This window comes from Azospirillum sp. TSH58 (assembly GCF_003119115.1).
Classification (GTDB): domain Bacteria; phylum Pseudomonadota; class Alphaproteobacteria; order Azospirillales; family Azospirillaceae; genus Azospirillum.
On record NZ_CP022364.1, the window covers coordinates 1,873,760 to 1,895,211 of the forward strand.

Sequence of the window (21,452 nt, forward strand, 5' to 3'; positions counted from 1 at the left end):
CTTCTTCACCCCGGCGCCCGCGCGTCGGATCATGCGTTCCATGGACCGCACACCTCACCTGCTGGTGGTCGACGACGACCGCGAAATCCGCACCCTCCTGTCGCAGTTCCTGACGCGGCACGGCTTCCGCGTCACCGGGGCCAAGGACGGGGTGGAGATGATGCGCACGCTGGACACCGCGCGCGTGGACCTGATCGTGCTCGACCTGATGATGCCGGGGGAGGACGGGCTGAGCCTGTGCCGCCGCCTGCGCGCAGCACCCGAGACGGCGCAGACGCCGGTCATCATGCTGACCGCGATGGGCGAGGAGACGGACCGCATCGTCGGGCTGGAGATGGGCGCCGACGACTATCTGGCGAAGCCCTTCAGCCCGCGCGAGCTTCTGGCCCGCGTCAAGGCCGTGCTGCGCCGCGCCTCCGGCCCGCCGGTGGCCGGCGGTGCCGTGGGCAAGACGCTGGGCTTCGAGGGCTGGACGCTCGACCTCGCCAAGCGGGAGCTGCGCTCGCCCGACGGGGTGCTGGTGCAGCTCTCCGCCGGGGAATACGACCTGCTGGTCGCCTTCGTGGAGCATCCGCAGCGGGTGCTGACCCGCGACCAGCTGCTCGATCTGGCGCGCGGGCGCTCGGCGGTGCCCTTCGACCGCTCCATCGACGTGCAGGTCAGCCGGCTGCGCCGCAAGATCGAGCCCGACCCGGCCGACCCCACCATGATCAAGACGGTGCGCGGCGGCGGCTATCTGTTCACCCCGGCGGTGACGGGAGGCTGAGATGACCCGTCCTGGCTTGGAGGCCGCCCGCAAGAGCCGCCTGCTGGTGGCCCGGCGCTGGCTGCCGGACAGCATCGCCTCCCGGCTGGTGCTGACCGTGGTGCTGGCGCTGCTGCTGACCCAGGCGGTCAGCGCGCTGGTCTATCTGACCGACCGCCCCCCGGGACCGCCGGCCCACAGCATGCGCGTCCTGGTCCAGCGCGTGACCGCCATCGTCCAGCTGGTGGAGAGCACCCCGCCGCAGGAGCGTCGGCGGCTGGTCAAGGCGATCGACGACCCCGTGCTGCGGGTGGACTGGAATCCCGAGACGCCGCGCTTCGCCAACCAGCGCGAGGGCTTCCCCTTCGACCGGCTGCGCCGCGCCATCCGCGGCGAACTGGACGATCCCGACCGCGCCGTGGTGGTCGAGGTCCGGCGGGAGCGCCCGATGCCCGGTCCCTTCCCGGTGGACGAGCACCGCTGGGGCGCCGACGTCCGGCTGTCGGTGGGGCTGAAGGACGGGTCCTGGCTGACCTTCGTCGGCGGCGACCCGCTGGAGGGGCCGTTCCGGCTGCTGCGCTTCGCCCTGTGGATGGCCGGCATCGTCGGGGCGGTGGCGCTGGTCTCGGTCTGGACGGCGCGCCGCATGACCGCCCCCATCGCGCGCTTCGCCGACGCGGCGGAGCGGCTGGGCGTGGACGGCGAGGCGCCGCCCCTGCCGGAAGCCGGCCCGACGGAGCTGCGCGCCGCCACCCGCGCCTTCAACCGGATGCAGGCGCGTCTGGCCCGCTTCGTCGCCGACCGCACCCAGATGCTGGCGGCGATGAGCCACGACCTGCGCACGCCGCTGACCCGCCTGCGCCTGCGCGCCGAGCTGGTCGAGGACCCGGAGATGCAGCGCAAGATGCTCGCCGACCTCGACGAGATGGCGGCGATGATCAACGCCACGCTGGCCTTCGCCCGCGACGACGCCAAGCACGAGCCGCGCGGCCCGCTCGACCTCGCCGACCTGCTGCAGAGCCTGTGCGACGACCGCGTGGACGCCGGGCACGAGGCCGCCTACGAGGGGCCGGCGCACGCGACGGTGGACGGGCGCCCGGTGGCCCTGCGCCGCGCCTTCGCCAACCTGATGGACAACGCCATCGCCTACGGCGGCGGCTTCACCGTCCGGCTGCGGCCCGCGGACGGGGAGCTGCAGGTGGAGATCGAGGACGGCGGCCCCGGCATCCCGGAGGCCGAGTTCGAGAAGGTCTTCGCCCCCTTCTACCGGCTGGAGCGCTCGCGCTCGCGCGACACCGGCGGGGTGGGGCTGGGGCTGGCCACCGCCCGCACGGTGGTGCGCGGCCACGGCGGCGACATCGCGCTCTCCAACCGCCCGGAGGGAGGGCTGCGGGTGACGGTGACCCTGCCGCGGTGATGGCAGGGTGCGTCAAAGCCCTCGCCCCTCCGGGGAGAGGGTTGGGTGAGGGGGCGCCCGAAGGGCGGAAACGCAGCCTCATTGCAGAGCCTTTCCGGCCTGCGGCCGCCCCCTCATCCTGACCTTCTCCCCAGGGGGGAGAAGGGATTATGCACCGCAACATCGGCGGCGCATCGGCGGTTATCGGTGCAGGACCGTCCTGACCGGAGACCCGCCGTGCCGCCGATCGACCGCACCCCCTCGCCCGTGGACAGCCGCCCCCATGTCGTGATCGTCGGCGCGGGGTTCGGCGGGCTGGCCTGCGCGGAGGCTTTGGGCGGGACGAACGTCCGCGTCACCATCATCGACCGCAACAACTACCACCTGTTCGTGCCGCTGCTCTATCAGGTGGCGACCGCCGCCCTGTCGCCCGCCGACATCGCCGAGCCGATCCGCCGCATCGTCAGCCGCCATCCCAACATCGACGTGGTGATGGGCGAGGTGACCGGCGTCGATCGCGCCGCCAAGCGGGTGGAGTTGGCCGACGGCGGCTTCGTCCCCTACGACCGGCTGGTGCTGGCGACCGGCTCCTCCTACAGCTATTTCGGGCACGACGACTGGGCGGAGATCGCCCCCGGCCTGAAGACCATCGAGAACGCCCGGCGGATCCGCGCGCGGCTGCTGCTGAATTTCGAGCAGGCCGAGATGTGCGGGGACCCGGCCCGGCAGAAGGCGCTGATGACCACCATCGTGGTCGGCGGCGGCCCCACCGGCGTGGAGATGGCCGGGGCGGTGGCGGAGCTGGCCCGCTTCACGCTGGCCCGCGACTTCCGCCGCATCGACCCGCGCACCGCCCGCGTCCTGCTGGTGGAGGCCGGGCCGCGCATCCTGTCCACCTTCCCCGACGATCTGGGCCAGTACGCCCTCCGCAAGCTGGAGGAGCTGGGCGTCGTCGTGCTGACCGGGCAGGCGGTGGAGAGCATCACGCCGGAGGGCGCCACGGTCGGCGGGCGCTTCATCCCGGCGGGGGCCATCGTGTGGGGCGCCGGGGTCAAGGCGTCGCCCGCCGGGTCCTGGCTGGGGGTGGAGACCGACCGCAGCGGGCGCATCCCGGTCAACGCCGACCTGTCGGTGCCGGGCGTGCCGGACGTCTACGCGCTGGGCGACACGGCGGCGCTGGCCGGCGAGGACGGCAAGCCGCTGCCCGGTCTGGCCCAGGTCGCCAAGCAGCAGGGCGAGCATCTCGGCGGCGGGCTGGAGGCCAGCCTGCTGCGCGGCCAGCCGCTGGAGCCCTTCCGCTTCCGCAACCGCGGCAACACGGCCATCGTCGGGCGCAGCGCCGCCGTCTTCGATTTCGGGACGCACAAGCTGAAGGGCTGGTTCGCCTGGGTGCTGTGGGCGATCGTCCACGTCTATCTGCTGGTGAACTTCCACAAGCGGATGCTGGTCACCATGCAATGGCTGTGGCGCTGGGCCACCTACCAGCGCGGCGCGCGGCTGATCACCACCGACCGCCCGGTGTCGGCGGCGGAGTCCGTCACCGCTCCGCATGGCGGGAGCGCCGAGCCCTTTCGGGGAATGAAGCGCGGCCAGGGCTGAGGGGGCGGGTCAGGAGGGCTTTGGATCGGATGCGGGCGGGAGCGGCAGGACGCAGCGGAAGCGGGTGCCGTGGCCCGGCCACTCCTCGACCTCCAGCCGCCCGCCGTGCAGCTCCATGACGTTGCGCACCAGCGACAGGCCGAGCGCCGCGGCGCCGCGCGGGTCGTTGCGGTCGTAGCGCGAGGGCGGGGCGGCCTCGCCCGGCCCGGTGCCGCTGCCCACGGTCAGCACCAGGGCGTCGGCGGTCCGCTCCCCGGACAGCAGGATGCGGCGGTCCGCCGGCGGGTGGCGGATGGCCCCGACGACCAGGGTGAACAGCGCCTGCTTCAGCCGCCGCTCGTCGCCCTCCGCCTCGCCCAGCGACGACGGGGCGGCGAGGTCGAGCCGCAGCCCCTCGCGCCGCGCCCATTCGCGCGTCAGCTCGCCCACCGTCTCCAGCAGGTCGGGCACGTCGACGGTGCCGCGGTCCAGCGTGGTCACCCCGGCGCCCAGGCTGGTCATGTCCACCACGTCGTCGATCAGCTCCAGCAGCCGCTCGCCCGCGTTCAGAACGCCCTTCACATACTCGATCTGGCGCGGGTTCAATTCGCCGAAATACTGGTTCGCCAGCACCTCGGCGAAGCCGATGATGCCGTTCAGCGGGTTGCGCAGATGGTGGGAGACGTTGGCGATGAACTCGCTCTTCAACTGGTCGGCGGCCTCCAGCGCGGCGTTGGAGGCGCGCAGCGCCTGTTCCAGGCGGGCGCTGTCGGTGACGTCGAGGTAGCTGTTCAGCACGGCCCCGTCGGGCAGCGGCAGGGTGGAGAACTCCACCACCGAGCCGTCCGCCCGCTCCAGACGGCCCGAGCGCACGGCGCGCTCCAGCGTCGCGCCGATCATCTCGTCCTTCAGGCTGTCCCAGTCGCCGCCATTCTCCAGGAAGGGCCGCATCCGCTCGAACAGGCCGGAGATGTGCGGCTCGCCCAGCAGGTCGTCGTCGTCCAGGTCCCAGACGCGCGCGAAGGCCGGGTTGGACAGCTTCAGCCGCCCGTCGCCGCCGAACACGGCGATGCCCTCGGCCAGATTGTCCAGCGTCTCCTGCTGCACGGCGATCAGCGTGTTGTAGGAGGATTCCAGAGCCAAGGTGTTGGTCACGTCCTCCAGAATCTGCATCAGCCCGCCCAGCGGGTGGGGGGCGGCGAGGCTGCGCAGCGTCGTGCCGTCCGGCAGGTGCATCAGCTCCTCGACCGGCTCCAGCAGGCGGGTGTAGCGGCTCAGCCGCTCGCGCTTGTAGCTCTGGTAGTCGGCGTATTCGGGCAGGCGGCGGCGGGTGCGCAACTCCTCCAGGATTTCGCCGTGGGTGGGCTGGCTGCGCAGCCAGGACTCCTCCAGGTCCCACAGCCGGGCGTAGGCCTGGTTGAAGAAGGTCAGCCGCGTGTCGGCGCCGAAGATGGCGATGGCGGCGCCCAGCCGCTCCAGCACCTCGCCGTGGGCGGCGAGGTGGCGGCTCAGCTCGCCGCGCATCTCCTCCACCGCCGTGACGTCCAGCGCGTAGCCGACGACCAGCGTGCCGCCACCCTCCGGGGCGGGCAGGGGGGCCTCGGTGACCTCCAGCAGGCGCCGCTCGGCGCCGATGACGGTGGAGACCCGCTCCGACTGGGCGACCCCGCTGTCAAGTGCCCGCTGCGCCAGGGCGCGCCCGGCGCCGTCCGCGGCCAGTTCCCGGCCGCTGTCCGGAACGGCGGCGGGGTCGGAATCCACGGCGCGGGCGTAGGCGCGGTTGCACCAGGACAGCGTCCGCCCGGCGCCGCGCAGCCACACCGGCAGCGGCAGGGCGTCCACCGCCGCGCGCAGCTCGGCCAGCGCCGATTCGGCGTCGCGCCGCCCGCGGGCCAGCTCCTCCTGCTCGGCGCGACGGTCGGTGACGTCCTCCAGCCAGACGACGTCCTGGTATCCGGTGGCCTGATATCCTGTTGCCTGACGCGCGGTGGCCTCACGCGCGGCGGGCTGGGGCCCGGCGTCCGGCGTTGCGGCGGATGGTGCGGCGGCCCGCCGCCCGTTCAGCAGCAGGCGTCGCCCGCTGCGGGTCGTCGCCTCGATCCGGAAGCCCTCGCCCCCGGCGCGCAGGCGGCGCAGCGCTTCGGCGACCCGGGGGGCGTCGGCGTCGGCGAAGGCGCCCGCGATGTCCTGGCCCGGCGCCACGCCGAGCAGCTTGGCGCAGCCCGGCGCCGCGCTGACGGCGCCATCGTCGCCCCAGGCGCACCAGGGGGTGGGAGAGGCGGCCAGCAGGGCCTCCAGGCGCGCCACCTCGGCCGCCAGCCGGTCGCTGCGGCGGCGCTCCCTGCCGGTCCAGAACAGCCCGCCGAAGCCGGCGGCGCCGAGGACGCCGGCGAAGCCCAGCATGGCGGGCGAGCCGGAGGGTCCGGCCATCAGGCCGACTCCCACTGCCAGCCCCAGCGCGGCAAAGGCGTATGATCGGGTCAGGACGCTCACGCGGGTGAGACTAGTCCACGCCTCCCGGCGGAGCAAGGCGGGCCGGCGGTGGTGCCACTTTCGGGGTGGTGCGGCCCTTTCTCCCGGCTAGACCGCTTCCCCGACCCGCAGGGCGCGGATCGCCGCCTCGACCGCCGGATAGGCGGCGCGCACCGCCGCCAGGGCCTGCGCCGCCCCGTCCGGGTCGCCACGGTGGGCGGCGAGTTCCAGGGCGGAGGCGCTGCGGCCCAGCCACTCGGCCCCCGCCGTGCGGGCGGCCCCGGCCAGCGTGTGGGCGGCGCCGCGAAGGGCCTCCAGGTCGTTGCGCTCCAGGGCGGCGGCGGCCTCGTCCAGCAGCGGGCGGGTGGTCTCCAGGAAGAAGTCCAGCATGTCCAGCGCCATCCCGTCGAGCGCGCCGAAGGTGGTGCGGACATGGTCGAGGTCCAGCGTCCGCTCCGCCGTCCCGCCCGCCTCCGCCGCGGGCGGCTCGTCGGGGGCCGCGGCGCTGCCCGCGCCCAGCGCCCGGTTCAGGGCGGTGGCGAGCTGCTTCAGGGTCACCGGCTTGGCGATGTAGTCGTCCATCCCCGCGGCGGTGCAGCGTTCCATCTCCCCGGCCAGGGCGTTGGCGGTCATGGCGATGATGGCGGTGCGCGGGCGGGGGCCGAGGGCCGACCCGGGGGCCGACCCGGGGGCCGAATCGGGAGCCGACTCGGCGCTGCGGATCTGGCGCGACAGCTCGTAGCCGTCCATGCGCGGCATGTGGCAATCGGTGATCAGCAGCCGGTAGGGCCGCGCCCGCCAGGCGGTCAGCGCCTCCAGCCCGTCACCGGTCAGGTCGGCCTCGAAGCCGAGCTGGCGGAGCTGGCGCAGGATCACCTGCTGGTTCGTCGGGTGGTCCTCCGCCACCAGGATCATCGGCGGGGCCGCGGCATCGTCGGGGGCCGCCATGTCGAGGGTGGCCGGACCGCCGTCCGCCACGGGAGGCGGGGCGTCGGCGTGGCGCTCCGGGGGAACGGCGCGCCCGGCCAGGGCGGCCAGACGGCGGAACAGGGCGTCGCGGCGGATCGGGCGGCCGAGATGGTCGTGTCGCGGCGGTTGTCCGGCGGGCGGGGCGCCGTCCTCGCCGGTTTCCGGCGGGCAGTCGCTGGCCTGCTCCCGCCCGTCCACGAGATGCAGCGTGGGCGGCGGGCGGACCCCGGCGGCGGCGATGAGGCTCAGCACCGCCGGAGCGGACAGCCGCGGGTTGGGCGCGCCGGGCGCATCCTCCGGATGGTGCTCCAGCAGCCCGTCGGCGAGGACCAGCAGGTCGGCGTCGGCCATCGTCAGCAGTTCCACCGCCTCGTCCGCCGTGGTGGCGTCGGCGACGGCGGCGCGCTTGTCCTCCAGCGCGCGGATCAGGACGGCGCGCTGCACCGGGTCCGGCTCGGCCACGATGATGGACAGGCCGGTCAGGTCGGTGTCGTCGCCGGGGACCGTGCGCGGATCGCCCGGCGCCAGATCGACCGTGAACCAGAAGGTGGAGCCGCAGCCCGGGGCCGACTCGACCCCGATGCGCCCGCCCATCATCTCCACCAGACGGGCGCAGATGGCCAGCCCCAGCCCGGTGCCGCCGAAGCGGCGGGTGGTCGAGCTGTCGGCCTGGCTGAAGGGCTGGAACAGGCGGGCCTGGCCGGCGCTGCTGATGCCGATGCCGGTGTCCTCCACCGCGAAGCGCAGGCGCAGCCGGTCCGACCCGGCGGCGGCGGGCTCCAGCCGGGTGCGCAGCACGACCCGGCCGGCGTCGGTGAACTTGATGGCGTTGCCCGTCAGGTTGAACAGGATCTGGCGCAGCCGCCCCGGGTCGCCGCGCACCGCCGCCGGCACCGCGCGGTCGAGGTCGCAGACCAGCAGCAGCGCCTTCTGGTGGGCCTGCGGGGCCAGCAGCTCCGCCACCCCCTCCACCAGCTCGCGCGGGTCGAGGTCCATCTCGTCGAGGTCGAGCTTCCCGGCCTCGATCTTGGACAGGTCGAGGATGTCGTCGATGATCCGCAGCAGCGCCGTCGCGCTGTCGCGCACGGTGGTGACGAGTTCGGTCTGCTCCGCGTCCAGCGGAGTCAGGGCGATCAGCTCCAGCATGCCCAGCACGCCGTTCATCGGGGTGCGGATCTCGTGGCTCATGGTCGCCAGGAACTCCGACTTGGAGCGGGCGGCGACCTCCGCCTGATCCTTGGCGTGGCGCAGATCCTCCTCGGCGCGCTTGCGGCCGGTAATGTCGTAGCTCCAGGCGAGGATGGCCGGTTCCCCCTCGAACTCCGTGCGCTGCAGCGTCTGGAGCGCCCAGACGCGGCTGCCGTCGGGCCGGTCCACCGCCACCTCGACGTCGCGGGCGACCAGCCCGGCGCCGTCCTGCGGGAGGGCGCGTCCCTGCAGGGTGGCGCCGGGCAGGGCCAGCGCGTGGCGGCGCCCGATGAAGGCGTCCAGCGGCAGCCCGGCCAGCTCCGCCGCGCGGGCGTTGGCGAAGGCCACGGAGCCGTCGGGCCGTCCGATCGACACGCCGACCGGGCTCTGCTCCAGGATCGCGCGCAGGCGGCGCCCGCTCTCCGACAGGGCGTGCTCGCGCGAGCGGATGGTGGCGACGAAATAGTGCAGGGCGCGCGCCATGTCGGCGATCTCGTCCTGCCCGTGGGTGGGGATGGCGACGGACCGCCCGGCGGCCGACGCGGTCATGGCCGTCTGAAGCCCGCGCAGCCGCCGCACCACGTTGCGGTGGATGTAGAGGAAGATGCCGAGGGCGCCCAGGATGGAGACCACGGCCATCGCCAGGATGGCGTTCTTGCCGTCGCGGATCACCCGCTCGAACTCGCCGGAGCGGGCGGCGATGTCCTGCTCGATCGCCAGGAAATGGTCCGACACCGCGCCGACCAGCCGGTCGGAGACGTTCTGGTTGCGGGTGATCGACCCCTTGATGGCGCGGGCCAGCCCGATTTCCGTCAGGCGGCTGGTGAACAGGTTGTGCTCCCCCAGCCCCAGCGCCTCCAGCTCCCGGTACAGCGGCTCCAGGTCGAAGGCGGGACCCGGAGGCAGGCCCGACACCGCCTCCGCCGCGCGGTCCATCGCGGCGCGGTAGTCCTGCCGCAGCCGGTCCACCCGCGCCTCGTGGTCGGCACGGGAGGCGGCGACCATCAGCAGGATGGCGTGCTGGGCCTCCGCCGTCCACAGGTCGATCCGCCGTTCGGTGTCCCGGGACTCCTCCCATCCCGTCTGGTTCCGGGGAGCGGCGGTCTTGTCGCGCAGCGATTCCTCGGCGTTGCGGATGCGCTCGGCGAGCTGGATCAGGCGGTTGACCAGCCCGCCCGTCTCCGCGGCGGCGGCGAGCTGGCGTTCCACCTGGGTGTTCAGGGTCATCAGGTTGGCGACCAGCTCGTTCTTGCGGCGCTGCAGCTCGGCCACGTCGGCCACGTCGGTGCCGCGCTCGCGCAGCCGGGTCATCAGGTCCTCCAGCAGGGCGATCTGGTCGCTCAGCCGGGCCATCACCGATTCGCGCACCGACTGGCTCTGCACTGCCACCAGGGCCGGGGCGTTGGCGGCCAGCGTGCCGCTCTGCTGGGCGAGCTGCGAGGCGTTGACGAGGCCCGGCACCTTGGCCGTGGCGATCTGCTCGAACCCCTGGTGGAAGCGGCCGAAGAGGGACACGGCCACCACGCCGGTGGCGGCGGTCAGGCCGGCGATCACGGTCAGCCCCGCGAGGATGCGAAACGCCACGCCCAGCCGGGGAAGCCGCATGCCCGTGCCTCGCTTTCTTGTCGTCCGCTTGAGATAACACGGGCAATCGGCCGGGCGCAATTCACACCCCTTCAGCGCAATCGGACGCTGCGCGATCGGACGCTGCGGAATCAGGCGCCGGGCGGGCTTGACCCGCGCCGGTTGCCGGGCCGAAGCTGACCGGGGGTGGCAGAGGGGAGAGTGGCCGATGGGCTTGGTCCGGTCTTTCGCGCGGGCCGCGATGGCCGCCGCGGTTCTGGCGGCGGCTTTGGCCCTGCCGTGCCGCGCCCCGCAGGCCGAAACGCTGGAGGACGTGCGGGACCGCGGGCTGCTGCGCTGCGGCGTCTCGTCCAGCGGGGCCGGTCTGGCGGCGGTGGACGACAGCGGCAACTGGCGCGGCTTCTTCGTGGACATGTGCCGGGCGCTGGCCGCCGCCGTCGCCGGCAGCGCCGACCGGGTGGAGTTCGTCGAGACCAATTCCGAGAACCGTTTCGCCATCCTGCGCAACGGCGAGGTGGACGTGGTGATGGAGGGGACGACCTGGACGCTGCAGCGCGACGCCACCTTCGGCATCGACTTCCCGGCGGTCTACCTGTTCGACGGCCAGGGATTCATCGCGCACCGCGCCCAGGGCGTCGCCCGCCTGTCCGACGTGCCGCCCGGCGCCTCGGTCTGCGTGATCGAGCAGACCACCACCCTGCGCAACCTGGAGGACTGGATGGCCCGCACCGGCGTGCGCTTCCGTCTGAAGCGGGTGCGCTCGACCGAGGGGGCGCTGTCGGCCTTCTTCAACCACCATTGCGACCTCTACACCAGCGACCGCATCGGCCTGCACGCCCAGCGCCTGCTGAAGGCGCCCGAGCGCGACGATTACGTCATCCTGCCGGAGGCGATCTCCAAGGAGCCGCTGGGGCCGATGGTGCGCCCGGACGAGCGGCGGTGGTTCGACATCGTGCGCTGGGTGTTCCTCGCCACCGTCCTGGCCGAGGAGAAGGGCATCACCGCCGCCAACGCCGCCCGCCTGAAGGAGGAGACGCAGGACCCGGAGATGCGCCGGTTCCTCGGGGCCACCACCGGGGTCGGCTGGGGGCTGGGGATGGACGACGACTGGGCCTTCCGCGTGGTCACCCAGGTCGGCAATTACGGCGAGATCTTCGACCGCCATCTGGGCGCCGCCTCGCCGCTGGGCATCGACCGCGGGATGAACGGGCTGTGGATGAACGGCGGCCTGCACTACGCCCCGCCGCTGGGGGGGTGAGCAGGGCGGGGGCGTGCGAGGGCGGGCGGCGGCGCTCTGCCATGCCGTCCCGCCGGATTGCCTTCGCGGCGGCTTTTCCCATCTTGTGGGCATGTTCGGCGAAAGGTTCGGCGAACGCTTCAAATCCGGGCGATCCGCCGCTATGGTGGCGCCTTCCGGGCGCCGCGCGGCCCGCTTCAGGCAGTTTCCCAGGCCATGACCAGACCCAACACCTACCGTTCCGGTCCCGACGAGCGCGGGCATTTCGGCATCTATGGCGGACGCTTCGTCGCCGAGACGCTGATGCCCCTGATCCTTGAGGTTGAGAAAGCCTACCGCGAGGCCCGGGCCGATCCCGCCTTCGAGGGCGCGATCCGCGAGCATCTCAAGCAGTATGTCGGCCGCCCGAACCCGCTCTATTACGCCGAACGCCTGACGGAGAAGCTCGGCGGCGCGAAGATCTACTTCAAGCGCGAGGAGCTGAACCACACCGGCGCGCACAAGATCAACAACTGCATCGGCCAGATCCTGCTCGCCCGGCGCATGGGCAAGAAGCGGATCATCGCCGAGACGGGCGCCGGCCAGCACGGTGTCGCGACCGCCACGGTCTGCGCGCTGTTCGACATGCCCTGCGTCATCTACATGGGCGAGACCGACATCGCCCGCCAGCAGCCCAACGTCTTCCGCATGAAGCTGCTGGGGGCCGAGGTGGTCCCGGTGACCTCCGGCGCGCGGACGCTGAAGGACGCGATGAACGAGGCGCTGCGCGACTGGGTCACCAACGTCGCCGACACCTACTACCTGATCGGCACGGCCGCCGGCCCGCACCCGTACCCCGCCATGGTCCGCGACTTCCAGTCGGTGATCGGCGACGAGGTGCGCGTGCAGATGCAGGAGCTGGAGGGCCGCCTTCCGGACAGCCTCGTCGCCTGCGTCGGCGGCGGCTCCAACGCCATCGGCCTGTTCCATCCCTTCCTCGACGATCCGTCGGTGCAGATGGTCGCGGTCGAGGCGGCCGGCCACGGCATCGACAAGGGGCCGCTGGCCCACGCCGCCTCGATCACCGGCGGGCGCCCCGGCGTGCTGCACGGCAACCGCACCTACCTGCTCCAGGACGAGGACGGGCAGATCCTGGAGGGCCACTCCATCTCCGCCGGTCTCGACTATCCGGGCGTCGGGCCGGAGCATTCCTGGCTGCACGACATCGGGCGCGTCGAGTACGTCTCGGCCACCGACCAGGAGACGCTGGACGCCTTCCAGCTCTGCGCCCGCACCGAGGGCATCATCCCCGCGCTGGAATCGGCGCACGCGCTGGCGGAGATCGTGAAGCGCGCCCCGAAACTGCCCAAGGACCACCTGATGGTGCTCTGCCTGTCGGGCCGCGGCGACAAGGACATCTTCTCCGTCGCCCAGCATCTGGGAGTGAAGCTGTGAGCGCCCTCAACGACAAGGCCGTCGACAACGGCCGCATCGCCTGGCGGTTCGCCGCGCTGAAGGCGGAGGGCCGCGCCGGCCTCGTCACCTTCATCACGGCGGGCGACCCGGATCTGGAGACCTGCCGCGCCGTCCTGCACGGCCTGCCCGCCGCGGGCGCCGACCTGATCGAGCTGGGTCTGCCCTTCTCCGATCCGATGGCCGACGGCCCGGCGATCCAGGCGGCCAGCCTGCGCGCGCTCCACGCCGGGACGACGGCGCGCAAGACGCTGGACCTCGTGCGCGGCTTCCGCGCGACGGACGCCGACACGCCGATCATCCTGATGGGCTATTACAACCCGATCCACGCCTATGGGGTGGACCGCTTCCTGGCCGACGCCGTCGAGGCCGGGGTGGACGGGCTGATCGTCGTCGACCTGCCGCCCGAAGAGGACGAGGAGCTGTGCATCCCGGCGCTGAAGGCCGGGGTGAACTTCATCCGTCTGGCGACGCCGACCACCGACGAGAAGCGCCTGCCGGCGGTTCTCCAGAACACCTCGGGCTTCGTCTATTACGTGTCGATCGCCGGCATCACCGGCGCCGCCAGCGCCGACAACGCCGCGGTGGGCGCCGCGGTGGAGCGTCTGAAGAGCCGGACCGACCTGCCGGTGGCGGTCGGCTTCGGCATCAAGACGCCGGAGCAGGCGGCCGATGTCGCCCGCGTCGCCGACGCGGCGGTGGTCGGCTCGGCCATCGTCACGCGGCTGGCCGGCGGGCTGGATGCGGACGGCAAGGCCCGTCCGGGTCTGGCCGAGGATGTGCTGGGCTTCGTCCGGGAACTGGCCGGCGGCGTGCGCGGCGCGCGCGCCTGAGAGCGCTGGCTGAGCGGGATATCAGGAAGAATTCGATGAACTGGCTTACCAACTACGTCCGCCCCAAGATCCGCGCCCTCTATGCCCGCAAGGAGGTTCCCGACAACCTCTGGCACAAGTGCCCGAGCTGCGAGGCGATGCTCTTCCACCGCGATCTGGAGGAGAACCTCAACGTCTGCCAGCATTGCGGCTTCCACATGCGGCTGGACCCGATCAAGCGGCTGGCCTCGATGTTCGACGAGGGCGACTACCAGTCGGTCGAGCTGCCGAAGTCGGTGGTCGATCCGCTGAAGTTCCGCGACCAGAAGCGCTACACCGACCGCCTGAAGGAGGCCCAGACCAAGACGGGCCGGCATGACGCCATCGTCGTCGGCTCCGGCCTGATCGGCGGGCAGCCGGCGGTCGTCGCGGCCTTCGACTTCGGCTTCATGGGCGGCTCGATGGGCATCGCGGTGGGCGAGGGCATCCTGGCCGCCGCCCGCACCGCCATCGCCCAGAAGGCGGCGCTGATCGTCGTCCCGGCCTCGGGCGGGGCGCGCATGCAGGAAGGCATCCTGTCGCTGATGCAGATGCCGCGCACCACCATCGCGGTGGAGATGGTCAAGGAAGCGGGCCTGCCCTACATCGTGGTGCTGACCGACCCGACGACCGGCGGCGTCACCGCCTCCTTCGCGATGATCGGCGACATCCACATCGCCGAGAAGGGCGCGCAGATCGGCTTCGCCGGCGCCCGCGTGATCGAGAGCACGATCCGCGAGACCCTGCCGGAGGGCTTCCAGCGCTCCGAGTATCTCCAGGAGCACGGCATGGTGGACATGGTCGTCCATCGCCGCGACCTGCGCCCGACCCTGTCGCGCGTCCTGACCCTGCTGATGCAGCCGGTCCTGGCCGTGGCGCCGGAAGCGCTGCCGGCCGTGCCGGCCGCCGTCCAGGCGGACGAGCCGCGCAGCCAGGCCGAGGCCGCCGACGAGACGCCGTCCCAGGCGGGCGCCGAGAGGACCGGCTCCGAGCAGCCGGCCTGATCCCGCCATGCCGCTCGCTGAGTCGCTCGCCGATCCGGTTCTCGACCGGCTGAAGGGGCTGCACCCCAAGGTCATCGACCTGTCGCTGGACCGCGTGCACCGGCTGCTCGCTGCCCTGGACCATCCGGAGCGGCGCCTGCCGCCGGTGGTCCATGTGGCGGGCACCAACGGCAAGGGCTCCACGCTCGCCTTCCTGCGGGCGATGCTGGAGGCCGCGGGGCTGCGGGTGCATGTCTACACCTCGCCGCACCTCGTGCGCTTCCACGAGCGCATCCGGCTGGCCGGGACGCTGATCGACGACGACCGGCTGGCCGCCCTGCTGGAGGAGTGCGAGGTCGCGAACGGCGGCGGACCCATCACCTTCTTCGAGGTGACGACGGTCGCCGCCCTGCTCGCCTTCGCGCGGGAGCCGGCGGACGTGGTGCTGCTGGAAACCGGGCTGGGCGGGCGGCTGGACGCCACCAACGTGGTGGACCGCCCGGCGGTCACCGCGATCACCCGCATCTCCTACGATCACCGCCAGTTCCTCGGCGACACGCTGGAGGCCATCGCGGGCGAGAAGGCCGGCATCTTCAAGCCGGGCGTCCCCGCCGTGATCTTCCCGCAGCCCGCGGAGGAGGCGGCCCGCACCCTGGCCATCCGCGCCGAGACGGTGGGCGCGCCGATTCACGGCTGGTCGGTCACGCCGACCGATGGCGGGTTCCGCTTCGAAAGCGCCCGCCGCCGCATCGAGCTGCCCCTGCCGGGGCTGGCCGGGGCGCACCAGATCGTCAACGCCGGGGTGGCGCTGGCCTGCCTGGACCATCTGCCGGCCGTGGTGGCGGAGGCGGTGGACGACGCGGCGGTGCGCCGCGGCCTCGCCGCCGTGGAGTGGCCCGCCCGCCTGCAACGGCTGACCCGCGGCCCTCTGCCCGAGTCCCTGCCCGCCGGCTGGGACCTGTGGCTGGACGGCGGCCACAACGATTCGGCGGGCGAGGTTCTGGCGGTCCAGGCCGCGCGTTGGGCGGAGGAGGAGCCGGAACGGCCCCTGCTGCTGGTCTACGGCATGCTGGCGAGCAAGGAGCCGGAGGAGTTCCTGGGGCCACTCGCGCCCTTCGTCACCGCCGCACGCACCGTCGCCATCCCCGGCGAGGAGGCGTCGCTGACAGCGGAGGACACCGCCGCGGCCACCCGTGCCTGCGGCATCGCCGACAGCGCGGCGGCGGCGGACGTGGCGGGTGCATTGGAAAGCCTGACGGGGCGGATCGATGGACCGGCCCGCGTGCTGATCTGCGGCTCGCTCTATCTGGCGGGCACGGTCCTGGCGGAAAACGGCTGAAGCTGAAGGATGGGCAAGCGGGGCTTCAGCGCCCCTGCTTGCCGTCCAGCTCCAGCATGTTGCGCAGCGCGGCGAGGGTCTTGCCGAGCGTCCCCGACTCGTCCTTGGCGGCCTTCTTGCCGGGCTCGTTGCTTTCGGCCCGTTTGCCGGCGCCGGGCTTGGGTTTGTCTTGCTCGTTCACCGGGACCGGCTCCACGAGGTCCAAAGGCTCATCGTCCTCGTCGTCCTCTGGTTCCGGCGCGCGGCGCGGCAGCGGCTTGAAGCCGGGCAAGCTGTCCGCGTCGGGGCGGGCGGGCGCCTCGCCTTTCCAGGCCGGGCGGGGCGGGTCGTCCAGATCGCTTTCCGCCTCGACGAGCGCGCGCAGGGCGCGCAAGGCGTCTTCCATCTCCTGTTCCTGGGCGGACTTGCGCAGCACCGGAGCGCCGTCGTCCCGCGGCGCGTCGTCCCTGTCCGCATCATCGTCCAGGTCGTCGCGGATCCAGAAGGCAGCGTCGGCGTCGGCTTGCCGGTCCTCCGCCTCGTCCTCCTCCGGAGCATCGTCGGCGTCGGGATCGCCATCGACATCACTGTCGGCGTCGTCGACCGGCTTGCGCGACCGGCCGAACAGGGGAGTCACCACGCCGCCGTCGCGGCCCTCGCCGTCCTTGTCGCCGTCCTCACCGCCATCCTCGTCACGGTCGGCGGCGGCCTTCTGGACCATGCTGCGCAGGGCGGCGATGGTGCGGTCCAGCGGTTCGCCGCCGGCGGGCGCGGGGGCGCGGTCGCGCTCCCAGGGGGGCGGGGCCTTGTCCGGATCGCGGATGGCGAAGCCCAGGATGTCGTCGTTGGACGGCTCCGCATCGTCGGGGTCGTCGTCGGGGTCGTCATCGGGGGCGTCGTCGAGCTCGGCTTCGTCCGGATCGTCGGCCTGCGAAGCTCCGATGGCGTCCCGGATCGAAAAGGCCGGCGGCGTGGCGGGCGGCGGCGGCGCTGCCTCTTCCGCGCGGGCGCCGTCGCCGCGGCCGTCCAGGATGCTGCGCAGCGCGGCGATGGTGCGGTCGAAGGAGCGGGAGGCCTCGTCGTCCGCCTCGTCCCGGGCCGCCGGGAGGGTCGTGCGGGCGGGCGGAGCGGGCGGCGGGGCCGTGGCCTCGACCCGATCCGCTTCGCCGTCCTCCTCGTCCGCGTCCCGGTCCGCAAGGGTCCAGCGGCGCGGGTTCCAGTCCTCGTCGTCATCCTCATCCGGGCCGTCGGCGTCCGGCCCGGCGTTGTCCGCCGCGTCGTCGTCGTCATGGCCGGCGAGGTCGGCCAGCGACACCGGTTCCCACAGCGGGCGCCGGCCCGACTCGGGGGCGGCATCGCCATCCGCGACCAAGCGTTCCAGCTCCAGATCCAAATCCAGAGCGGCAGGGGCAGGGGCGGGGGCAGGGGGCCGCAGGACCGGCGTGGCGTCCTCCGCGTCCGGCTCGTCCGCCGCATCGCCGCGGGTCCGCATCGCGTCGAGCAGCCCCTGCAGGGCGGCCAGCGGCCCGGCGAAGGACGGGGCGTCCTCCTCCATGGGCGCCGCGGTCACGGGCGTGGCGAAGGGCGGGGGCGCCGGGCGGCTTTCGGTGTCGCGGGAACTGCAGCGCGAGCAGCGGTAATGGGGGGCGATGGACAGGACGGGGTAATTGGGGCCGAAGCGCCTGTTCATGTCCGCGCGCGGCAGCACGCCCTCGTGGCCGCAGGCGCGGCAACGGACGTGCACATCGACCTCGATGTCGCGCAGGTAAAGCATGCGTGCCATGGGCGCAGTATACGCAGCGGCGTGCCCAAGCCCAGCGGATTCGCCGGCCGCGCCGCGCGGCGCGGCGGCGGCGGTGACCTTTTCGGCATGCCGACCCGGCGCATCGCCGCGGGTGGGCCGCAGATGGGCTGGGGACGGGCCGCAGACGGGCCGCAGACGGGCCGGAGACGGATGGTTGGCAAGTCGCGGCGGAGCCGCTATGTTCAGCGCCGTGGCCCCGTAGCTCATCTGGATAGAGCGACGGTTTCCTAAACCGTAGGCAGCTGGTTCGAGTCCAGCCGGGGTCACCACCTCCTTCCGCGCCCGGTTCCGCCGTCCACCAGCCGGCCATCTGCCGAAGGTCCTGCCCATGACCACCGCCCTGTTGCAGGACGCCGTTCTCGTCACCGGCGCGGGCCGCCGCGTCGGGCTGCATCTGGCCGAGCGGATGATGGCGCTGGGGCACCCCGTCATCGCCCATTACCGCACGTCCACCGAGGACGTGGAGCGGCTGCGCGCCGCCGGGGCGGTCTGCCTGCCGGGCGATCTCGCCGACCCGGACGGCGGGCCGCGGCTGGCCGAGGCGGTGCGGGGCGTGGCGGGCAGCCTGCGGGCGGTGATCCACAACGCCTCCGCCTTCGCGGTGACGGCGGCGGACACCGCGGACGCGTTGCGGCAGCTCGACGTCTTCCACGCCGTTCATGTCCGCGCGCCCTTCGCCCTGAACCGCGAGCTGGCGCCGCTGCTGGGTGCCTGTTCGGCGCGACGGGCCGACATCGTCCACATCACCGACATCTACGCCGACAACCCCAACCCGGTCTTCGACGCCTATTGCGCCAGCAAGGCGGGGCTGCAGAACCTCGCGCTGTCCTTCGCCAAGCGGCTGGCGCCCAAGGTGAAGGTCAACGTCGTGCAGCCGGGGCCGATCCTGTTCAAGGAGTGGCACGGCCCCGAGGCGCGGGCGCGCGTGCTGTCAGAGACGCTGCTCGGCGAGGAGGGCGGGGTGGAGGCCATCGGCATCGCGGTCGAGGCCATCCTGCAGAACCACTATCAGACCGGCGCCGTCGTCGCGGTGGACGGCGGCCGGCGCCTCGCCTAGCCGGTGGGAGCCGCCGCGGCAGCCCGGCATGGCGGCGACGCACAGCTCGCCCTGTGGCGGTGGGACGGGGCGCCCGGTGAGCAGCGCGGCGATCTCCGCGAAGGGGGCGGCCAGATAGGCGTCCGGGCGCAGGGCCGTCAGGCGCTCCGCCGGGAAGGAGCGGCCGACCCGCCCGAGCAGGTCGATGTCGGCGGGGCGGTCGCGCGTCTTGCAGCCGGGATGGTCGCGGTCGCGGCCCAGCGCCAGCTCGATCCCCACGCACATCCCCTTGCAGCAGACGGGGTCCAGCGCGCTCGGCACATAGGCGCAGTAATTGACGAAGGAATGGGCGCTCGCCATGCCGACCGGCGCCGTGCGGTAGAAGCGGCTGAGCAGCACGCCGCCGAAGGCATCGGCCAGATGGGCGGCGATCCGCGCCGCGTTCCGGTCCGGGTCCAGATTCGTTCCGATTCCCAGGACATAGCCGGTCGGCGGCAGCGAGGCGGGGGGAATCGGACTCAGGGCGTCCATGGGCGTTCCGTCGGTCGGGATGTGCGTTGGAGAGATGTGAAATGCCGGAGGAAACGGTGACGCCGTATCATTACAGACGGATCATGGTTGGAGAGAAAAATGAACGAATTTTGGTACACCTTTCCGTATGTAAAAATTAAGAGGGTGATTTTTACAGAATTTTCGTTGGAACGTTCGTGGAAAGCAATCATGATAAAGGTTGCATGGCCGAATTGCCGACGGTTAGCCGATATGGTGAATGGAGTTCTTTGCCGTTTTGTCGCCCTGGCGTTGTTTGTACTTGCCGGCACGGCCAGCGCCGAGACGCTGCCGGAGCCGACGGAGAAACCGATCCTGGTCGTGTCGGGCCTGATCGGCGCGACCAACCGTGACGGCATGGCGGTCTTCGACCGTCCCATGCTGGAGGGGCTGGGCATGGTGTCCTTCACCACCGCCACCCCCTGGTACAAGGAGACGGTGACCTTCGAGGGCGTGCCGCTGGCCCGCCTGATGGAGCGTGTGGAGGCGCGCGGCGAAACGCTGACCGCGACGGCGCTGAACGACTACACCGGCGAAATCCCCATGGACGACGTGCGGAACCGCAAGGTGATCCTGGCGCTGAAGCGCGACGGGGCCTACATGCCGGTCAGCGACAAGGGGCCGCTGTTCATCGTCTATGATTTCGACCATGATCCGGAAGCCAACCGGCAGAAATATTTCGGACGTTCGGTCTGGCAGGTCGCCCGGCTGACCGTGAAGTGAAGGCATCCACCGTGAGTCCGCCGACCGAGACCGCGCCGAAAGGGATCACGCGGCTGTCCCGCCTGCTGGGCTGGGCGTCGGAGGACCGCACGCGCCGCCTGGGGTTCTGGCTGGCCATCCTGACCGGCGGTTTCGGTCTGGCCGCCGCCTATCTGTCGCTGCTGGTGGTGAATTACGGCGAGGCGCTGCGCGGGGCCGCCCCCTACAACTTCGCCTGGGCCGCCGGCCAGACGGTGGGCGAGGTGACGCGGCTGGAGCAGCGCATCCTGGCCAGCGCGCTTCCGGGTGCCAAGGTCGATGCGGAGGAGGTGCAGCTCCGCCTGGACATCGTCCGCAACCGCATCGCCGTGCTGGGGCGGGGGCAGGCCTCCCTCTTCATGGACCGCTACCCGCAGCATCGCCGCACGGTGGCGCAGCTGGAGCAGGCGCTGGACAGCGTCAGCACGATCCTGGCCGGGCCGCTGCCGCCGGCGGAAAAGGCGCTGGCCGCCCTGGCGGTTCTGGAGCCCGTCGACCGCGAACTGAACGCCTTCGCCTCCGTCGCGTCCCAATTCGGCGGGGAACTGGTGGACGAGGGGCACGACCAGCTGCTTCACCTGCATGGGCTGTTCTCCATGCTGGCCGCCGGTCTGGCGGTCTGCGGCGTTCTGTTCATCTCCGTGCTGCTGATCCAGAACCGGGCCATCCGGCGGGCGCACGACCGGATGGAGGCGATGGCCGGCGCCCTGCAAACGGCCATCGCCCAGGCGGAGGAGGCCAGCCAGGCCAAGACCCGCTTCCTGGCGACCATGAGCCACGAGCTGCGCACCCCGCTGAACGCGATCATCGGCTTCTCGGAGCTGATCCGCGATGATGGCGGTTTGCAGGGCGGCGGGCAGCAGGGCGAAGGCCGTTCCTCCGGCGCCGGCGCGCCGGGGGCCGCGAAGGAGAACACCCGCCGGGAGCACGCCCAGTATGCGGGCTACATCCTGGGCAGCGCCCGGCACATGCTGAGCCTGGTCATCGACATCCTGACGGTCGCCCAGATGGAATCGGGCCATGCCAACCTGACCTTCGAGTCGGTGGATCCGCGCAAGGTGGTCGGCACCGCCATCGCCACGGTGCTGGGCACCCAGGCCGGGCGCGGCCGGACGATCCGGACAGCGGCCGGGGCGGTCTGGCCGGTGCTCCAGGCCGACGAGCGGGCGGTGCGGCAGATGCTGCTCAACCTGCTGTCCAACGCGGTGAAGTTCAGCAGCGCCCCGTCGCCGATCGAGGTGCAGGCGTGGCTGGACCCGCAGGGCGGATTCGTCATCGCCGTGCAGGACCAGGGGATCGGCATGACGCCGGAGCAGATTGAAAAGGCCGCCCAGCCGTTCTATCAGGCGGAGGACGGCGCGACCCGCCGTTTCCAGGGGTCGGGGCTGGGGCTCAGCATCGTCAAGAGCCTGATGGAGGCGCATGGCGGCCGGCTGCTGCTGGAGGGTGCAGCGGGGGCCGGCCTCCGGGCGTCGGTTCATTTTCCGGCGGAACGGGTCGGCGGGCCGATGCCGCGCGCGGAGCCGGCCAGCCAGCTTTGAGACCCAGC

General features: G+C 72.4%; 14 protein-coding genes, 1 tRNA gene and 1 pseudogene. 12 read left to right on the forward strand and 4 right to left on the reverse strand.

Features of this window, described 5'->3' with window-relative positions:
• Positions 1-40: 40 nt before the first annotated feature.
• From TSH58p_RS12375 to TSH58p_RS12385, 3 genes are all read left to right on the forward strand, one after another.
• Positions 41-766 carry a response regulator gene (locus tag TSH58p_RS12375; RefSeq protein ID WP_109071862.1) on the forward strand — a complete coding sequence of 242 codons (726 nt, stop codon included), beginning with the start codon at positions 41-43 and terminating at the stop codon, positions 764-766.
• Position 767: 1 nt separating this feature from the next.
• A complete protein-coding gene (locus TSH58p_RS12380) occupies positions 768-2,162 on the forward strand; it encodes an ATP-binding protein (RefSeq protein ID WP_247874235.1) in 1,395 nt (464 codons plus the stop codon).
• Positions 2,163-2,378: 216 nt separating this feature from the next.
• Positions 2,379-3,740 carry an NAD(P)/FAD-dependent oxidoreductase gene (locus TSH58p_RS12385; RefSeq protein WP_109069231.1) on the forward strand — a complete coding sequence of 454 codons (1,362 nt, stop codon included), beginning with the start codon at positions 2,379-2,381 and terminating at the stop codon, positions 3,738-3,740.
• A 9-nt stretch (positions 3,741-3,749) separates the two neighbouring features.
• Here TSH58p_RS12385 and TSH58p_RS12390 read toward each other — a convergent pair whose 3' ends face one another.
• Together TSH58p_RS12390 and TSH58p_RS34540 are read right to left on the reverse strand one after the other, a co-directional pair.
• Positions 3,750-6,149 (reverse strand): PAS-domain containing protein, encoded by a 2,400-nt coding sequence (locus TSH58p_RS12390; protein ID WP_247873937.1) that lies wholly within the window; start codon positions 6,147-6,149, stop codon positions 3,750-3,752.
• Positions 6,150-6,299: 150 nt separating this feature from the next.
• Positions 6,300-9,953 (reverse strand): ATP-binding protein, encoded by a 3,654-nt coding sequence (locus tag TSH58p_RS34540; RefSeq protein WP_109069233.1) that lies wholly within the window; start codon positions 9,951-9,953, stop codon positions 6,300-6,302.
• 187 nt (positions 9,954-10,140) lie between these two features.
• Here TSH58p_RS34540 and TSH58p_RS12400 point away from each other — a divergent pair, with 187 nt between their 5' ends.
• From TSH58p_RS12400 to TSH58p_RS12420, 5 genes are all read left to right on the forward strand, one after another.
• The gene (locus TSH58p_RS12400; protein WP_109069234.1) at positions 10,141-11,190 is read left to right on the forward strand and encodes an amino acid ABC transporter substrate-binding protein; all 1,050 of its coding nucleotides are present in this window, start codon (positions 10,141-10,143) and stop codon (positions 11,188-11,190) included.
• A gap of 195 nt (positions 11,191-11,385) precedes the next feature.
• Positions 11,386-12,603 (forward strand): tryptophan synthase subunit beta, encoded by a 1,218-nt coding sequence (gene trpB / locus TSH58p_RS12405; RefSeq protein WP_109069235.1) that lies wholly within the window; start codon positions 11,386-11,388, stop codon positions 12,601-12,603.
• Complete coding sequence (trpA, locus tag TSH58p_RS12410) at positions 12,600-13,454, forward strand: tryptophan synthase subunit alpha (RefSeq protein ID WP_109069236.1); 855 nt, start codon at positions 12,600-12,602, stop codon at positions 13,452-13,454. The genes trpB and trpA overlap by 4 nt, the downstream gene beginning before the upstream one ends.
• Before the next feature lie 35 nt (positions 13,455-13,489).
• Positions 13,490-14,476: an acetyl-CoA carboxylase, carboxyltransferase subunit beta gene (accD, locus tag TSH58p_RS12415; RefSeq protein WP_109069237.1), complete on the forward strand. Its 987-nt coding sequence runs from the start codon at positions 13,490-13,492 to the stop codon at positions 14,474-14,476.
• Between the two features lie 7 nt (positions 14,477-14,483).
• Complete coding sequence (locus TSH58p_RS12420) at positions 14,484-15,794, forward strand: folylpolyglutamate synthase/dihydrofolate synthase family protein (RefSeq protein WP_109069238.1); 1,311 nt, start codon at positions 14,484-14,486, stop codon at positions 15,792-15,794.
• Between the two features lie 25 nt (positions 15,795-15,819).
• On the opposite strand, the gene TSH58p_RS12425 is transcribed toward TSH58p_RS12420, so the two are convergent.
• Positions 15,820-17,556 carry a hypothetical protein gene (locus TSH58p_RS12425; protein WP_146205849.1) on the reverse strand — a complete coding sequence of 579 codons (1,737 nt, stop codon included), beginning with the start codon at positions 17,554-17,556 and terminating at the stop codon, positions 15,820-15,822.
• Between the two features lie 213 nt (positions 17,557-17,769).
• Here TSH58p_RS12425 and TSH58p_RS12430 point away from each other — a divergent pair.
• Positions 17,770-17,846 (forward strand) — tRNA-Arg (locus tag TSH58p_RS12430).
• A gap of 59 nt (positions 17,847-17,905) precedes the next feature.
• Positions 17,906-18,634, forward strand: a complete 729-nt coding sequence (locus TSH58p_RS12435) for an SDR family oxidoreductase (protein WP_109069240.1) — start codon at positions 17,906-17,908, stop codon at positions 18,632-18,634.
• Positions 18,635-18,736: 102 nt separating this feature from the next.
• Here TSH58p_RS12435 and TSH58p_RS33945 read toward each other — a convergent pair.
• Positions 18,737-19,144: pseudogene (locus TSH58p_RS33945) on the reverse strand (2-amino-4-hydroxy-6-hydroxymethyldihydropteridine diphosphokinase); the annotation flags it as partial.
• A gap of 270 nt (positions 19,145-19,414) precedes the next feature.
• Between TSH58p_RS33945 and TSH58p_RS12445 the strand changes: the two are divergent.
• Together TSH58p_RS12445 and TSH58p_RS12450 are read left to right on the forward strand one after the other, a co-directional pair.
• On the forward strand, positions 19,415-19,885 hold the full coding sequence (locus TSH58p_RS12445) for a molybdopterin-dependent oxidoreductase (RefSeq protein ID WP_247873938.1): 471 nt from the start codon (positions 19,415-19,417) through the stop codon (positions 19,883-19,885).
• A gap of 11 nt (positions 19,886-19,896) precedes the next feature.
• Complete coding sequence (locus TSH58p_RS12450) at positions 19,897-21,444, forward strand: sensor histidine kinase KdpD (protein ID WP_109069243.1); 1,548 nt, start codon at positions 19,897-19,899, stop codon at positions 21,442-21,444.
• Positions 21,445-21,452 lie beyond the last annotated feature (8 nt).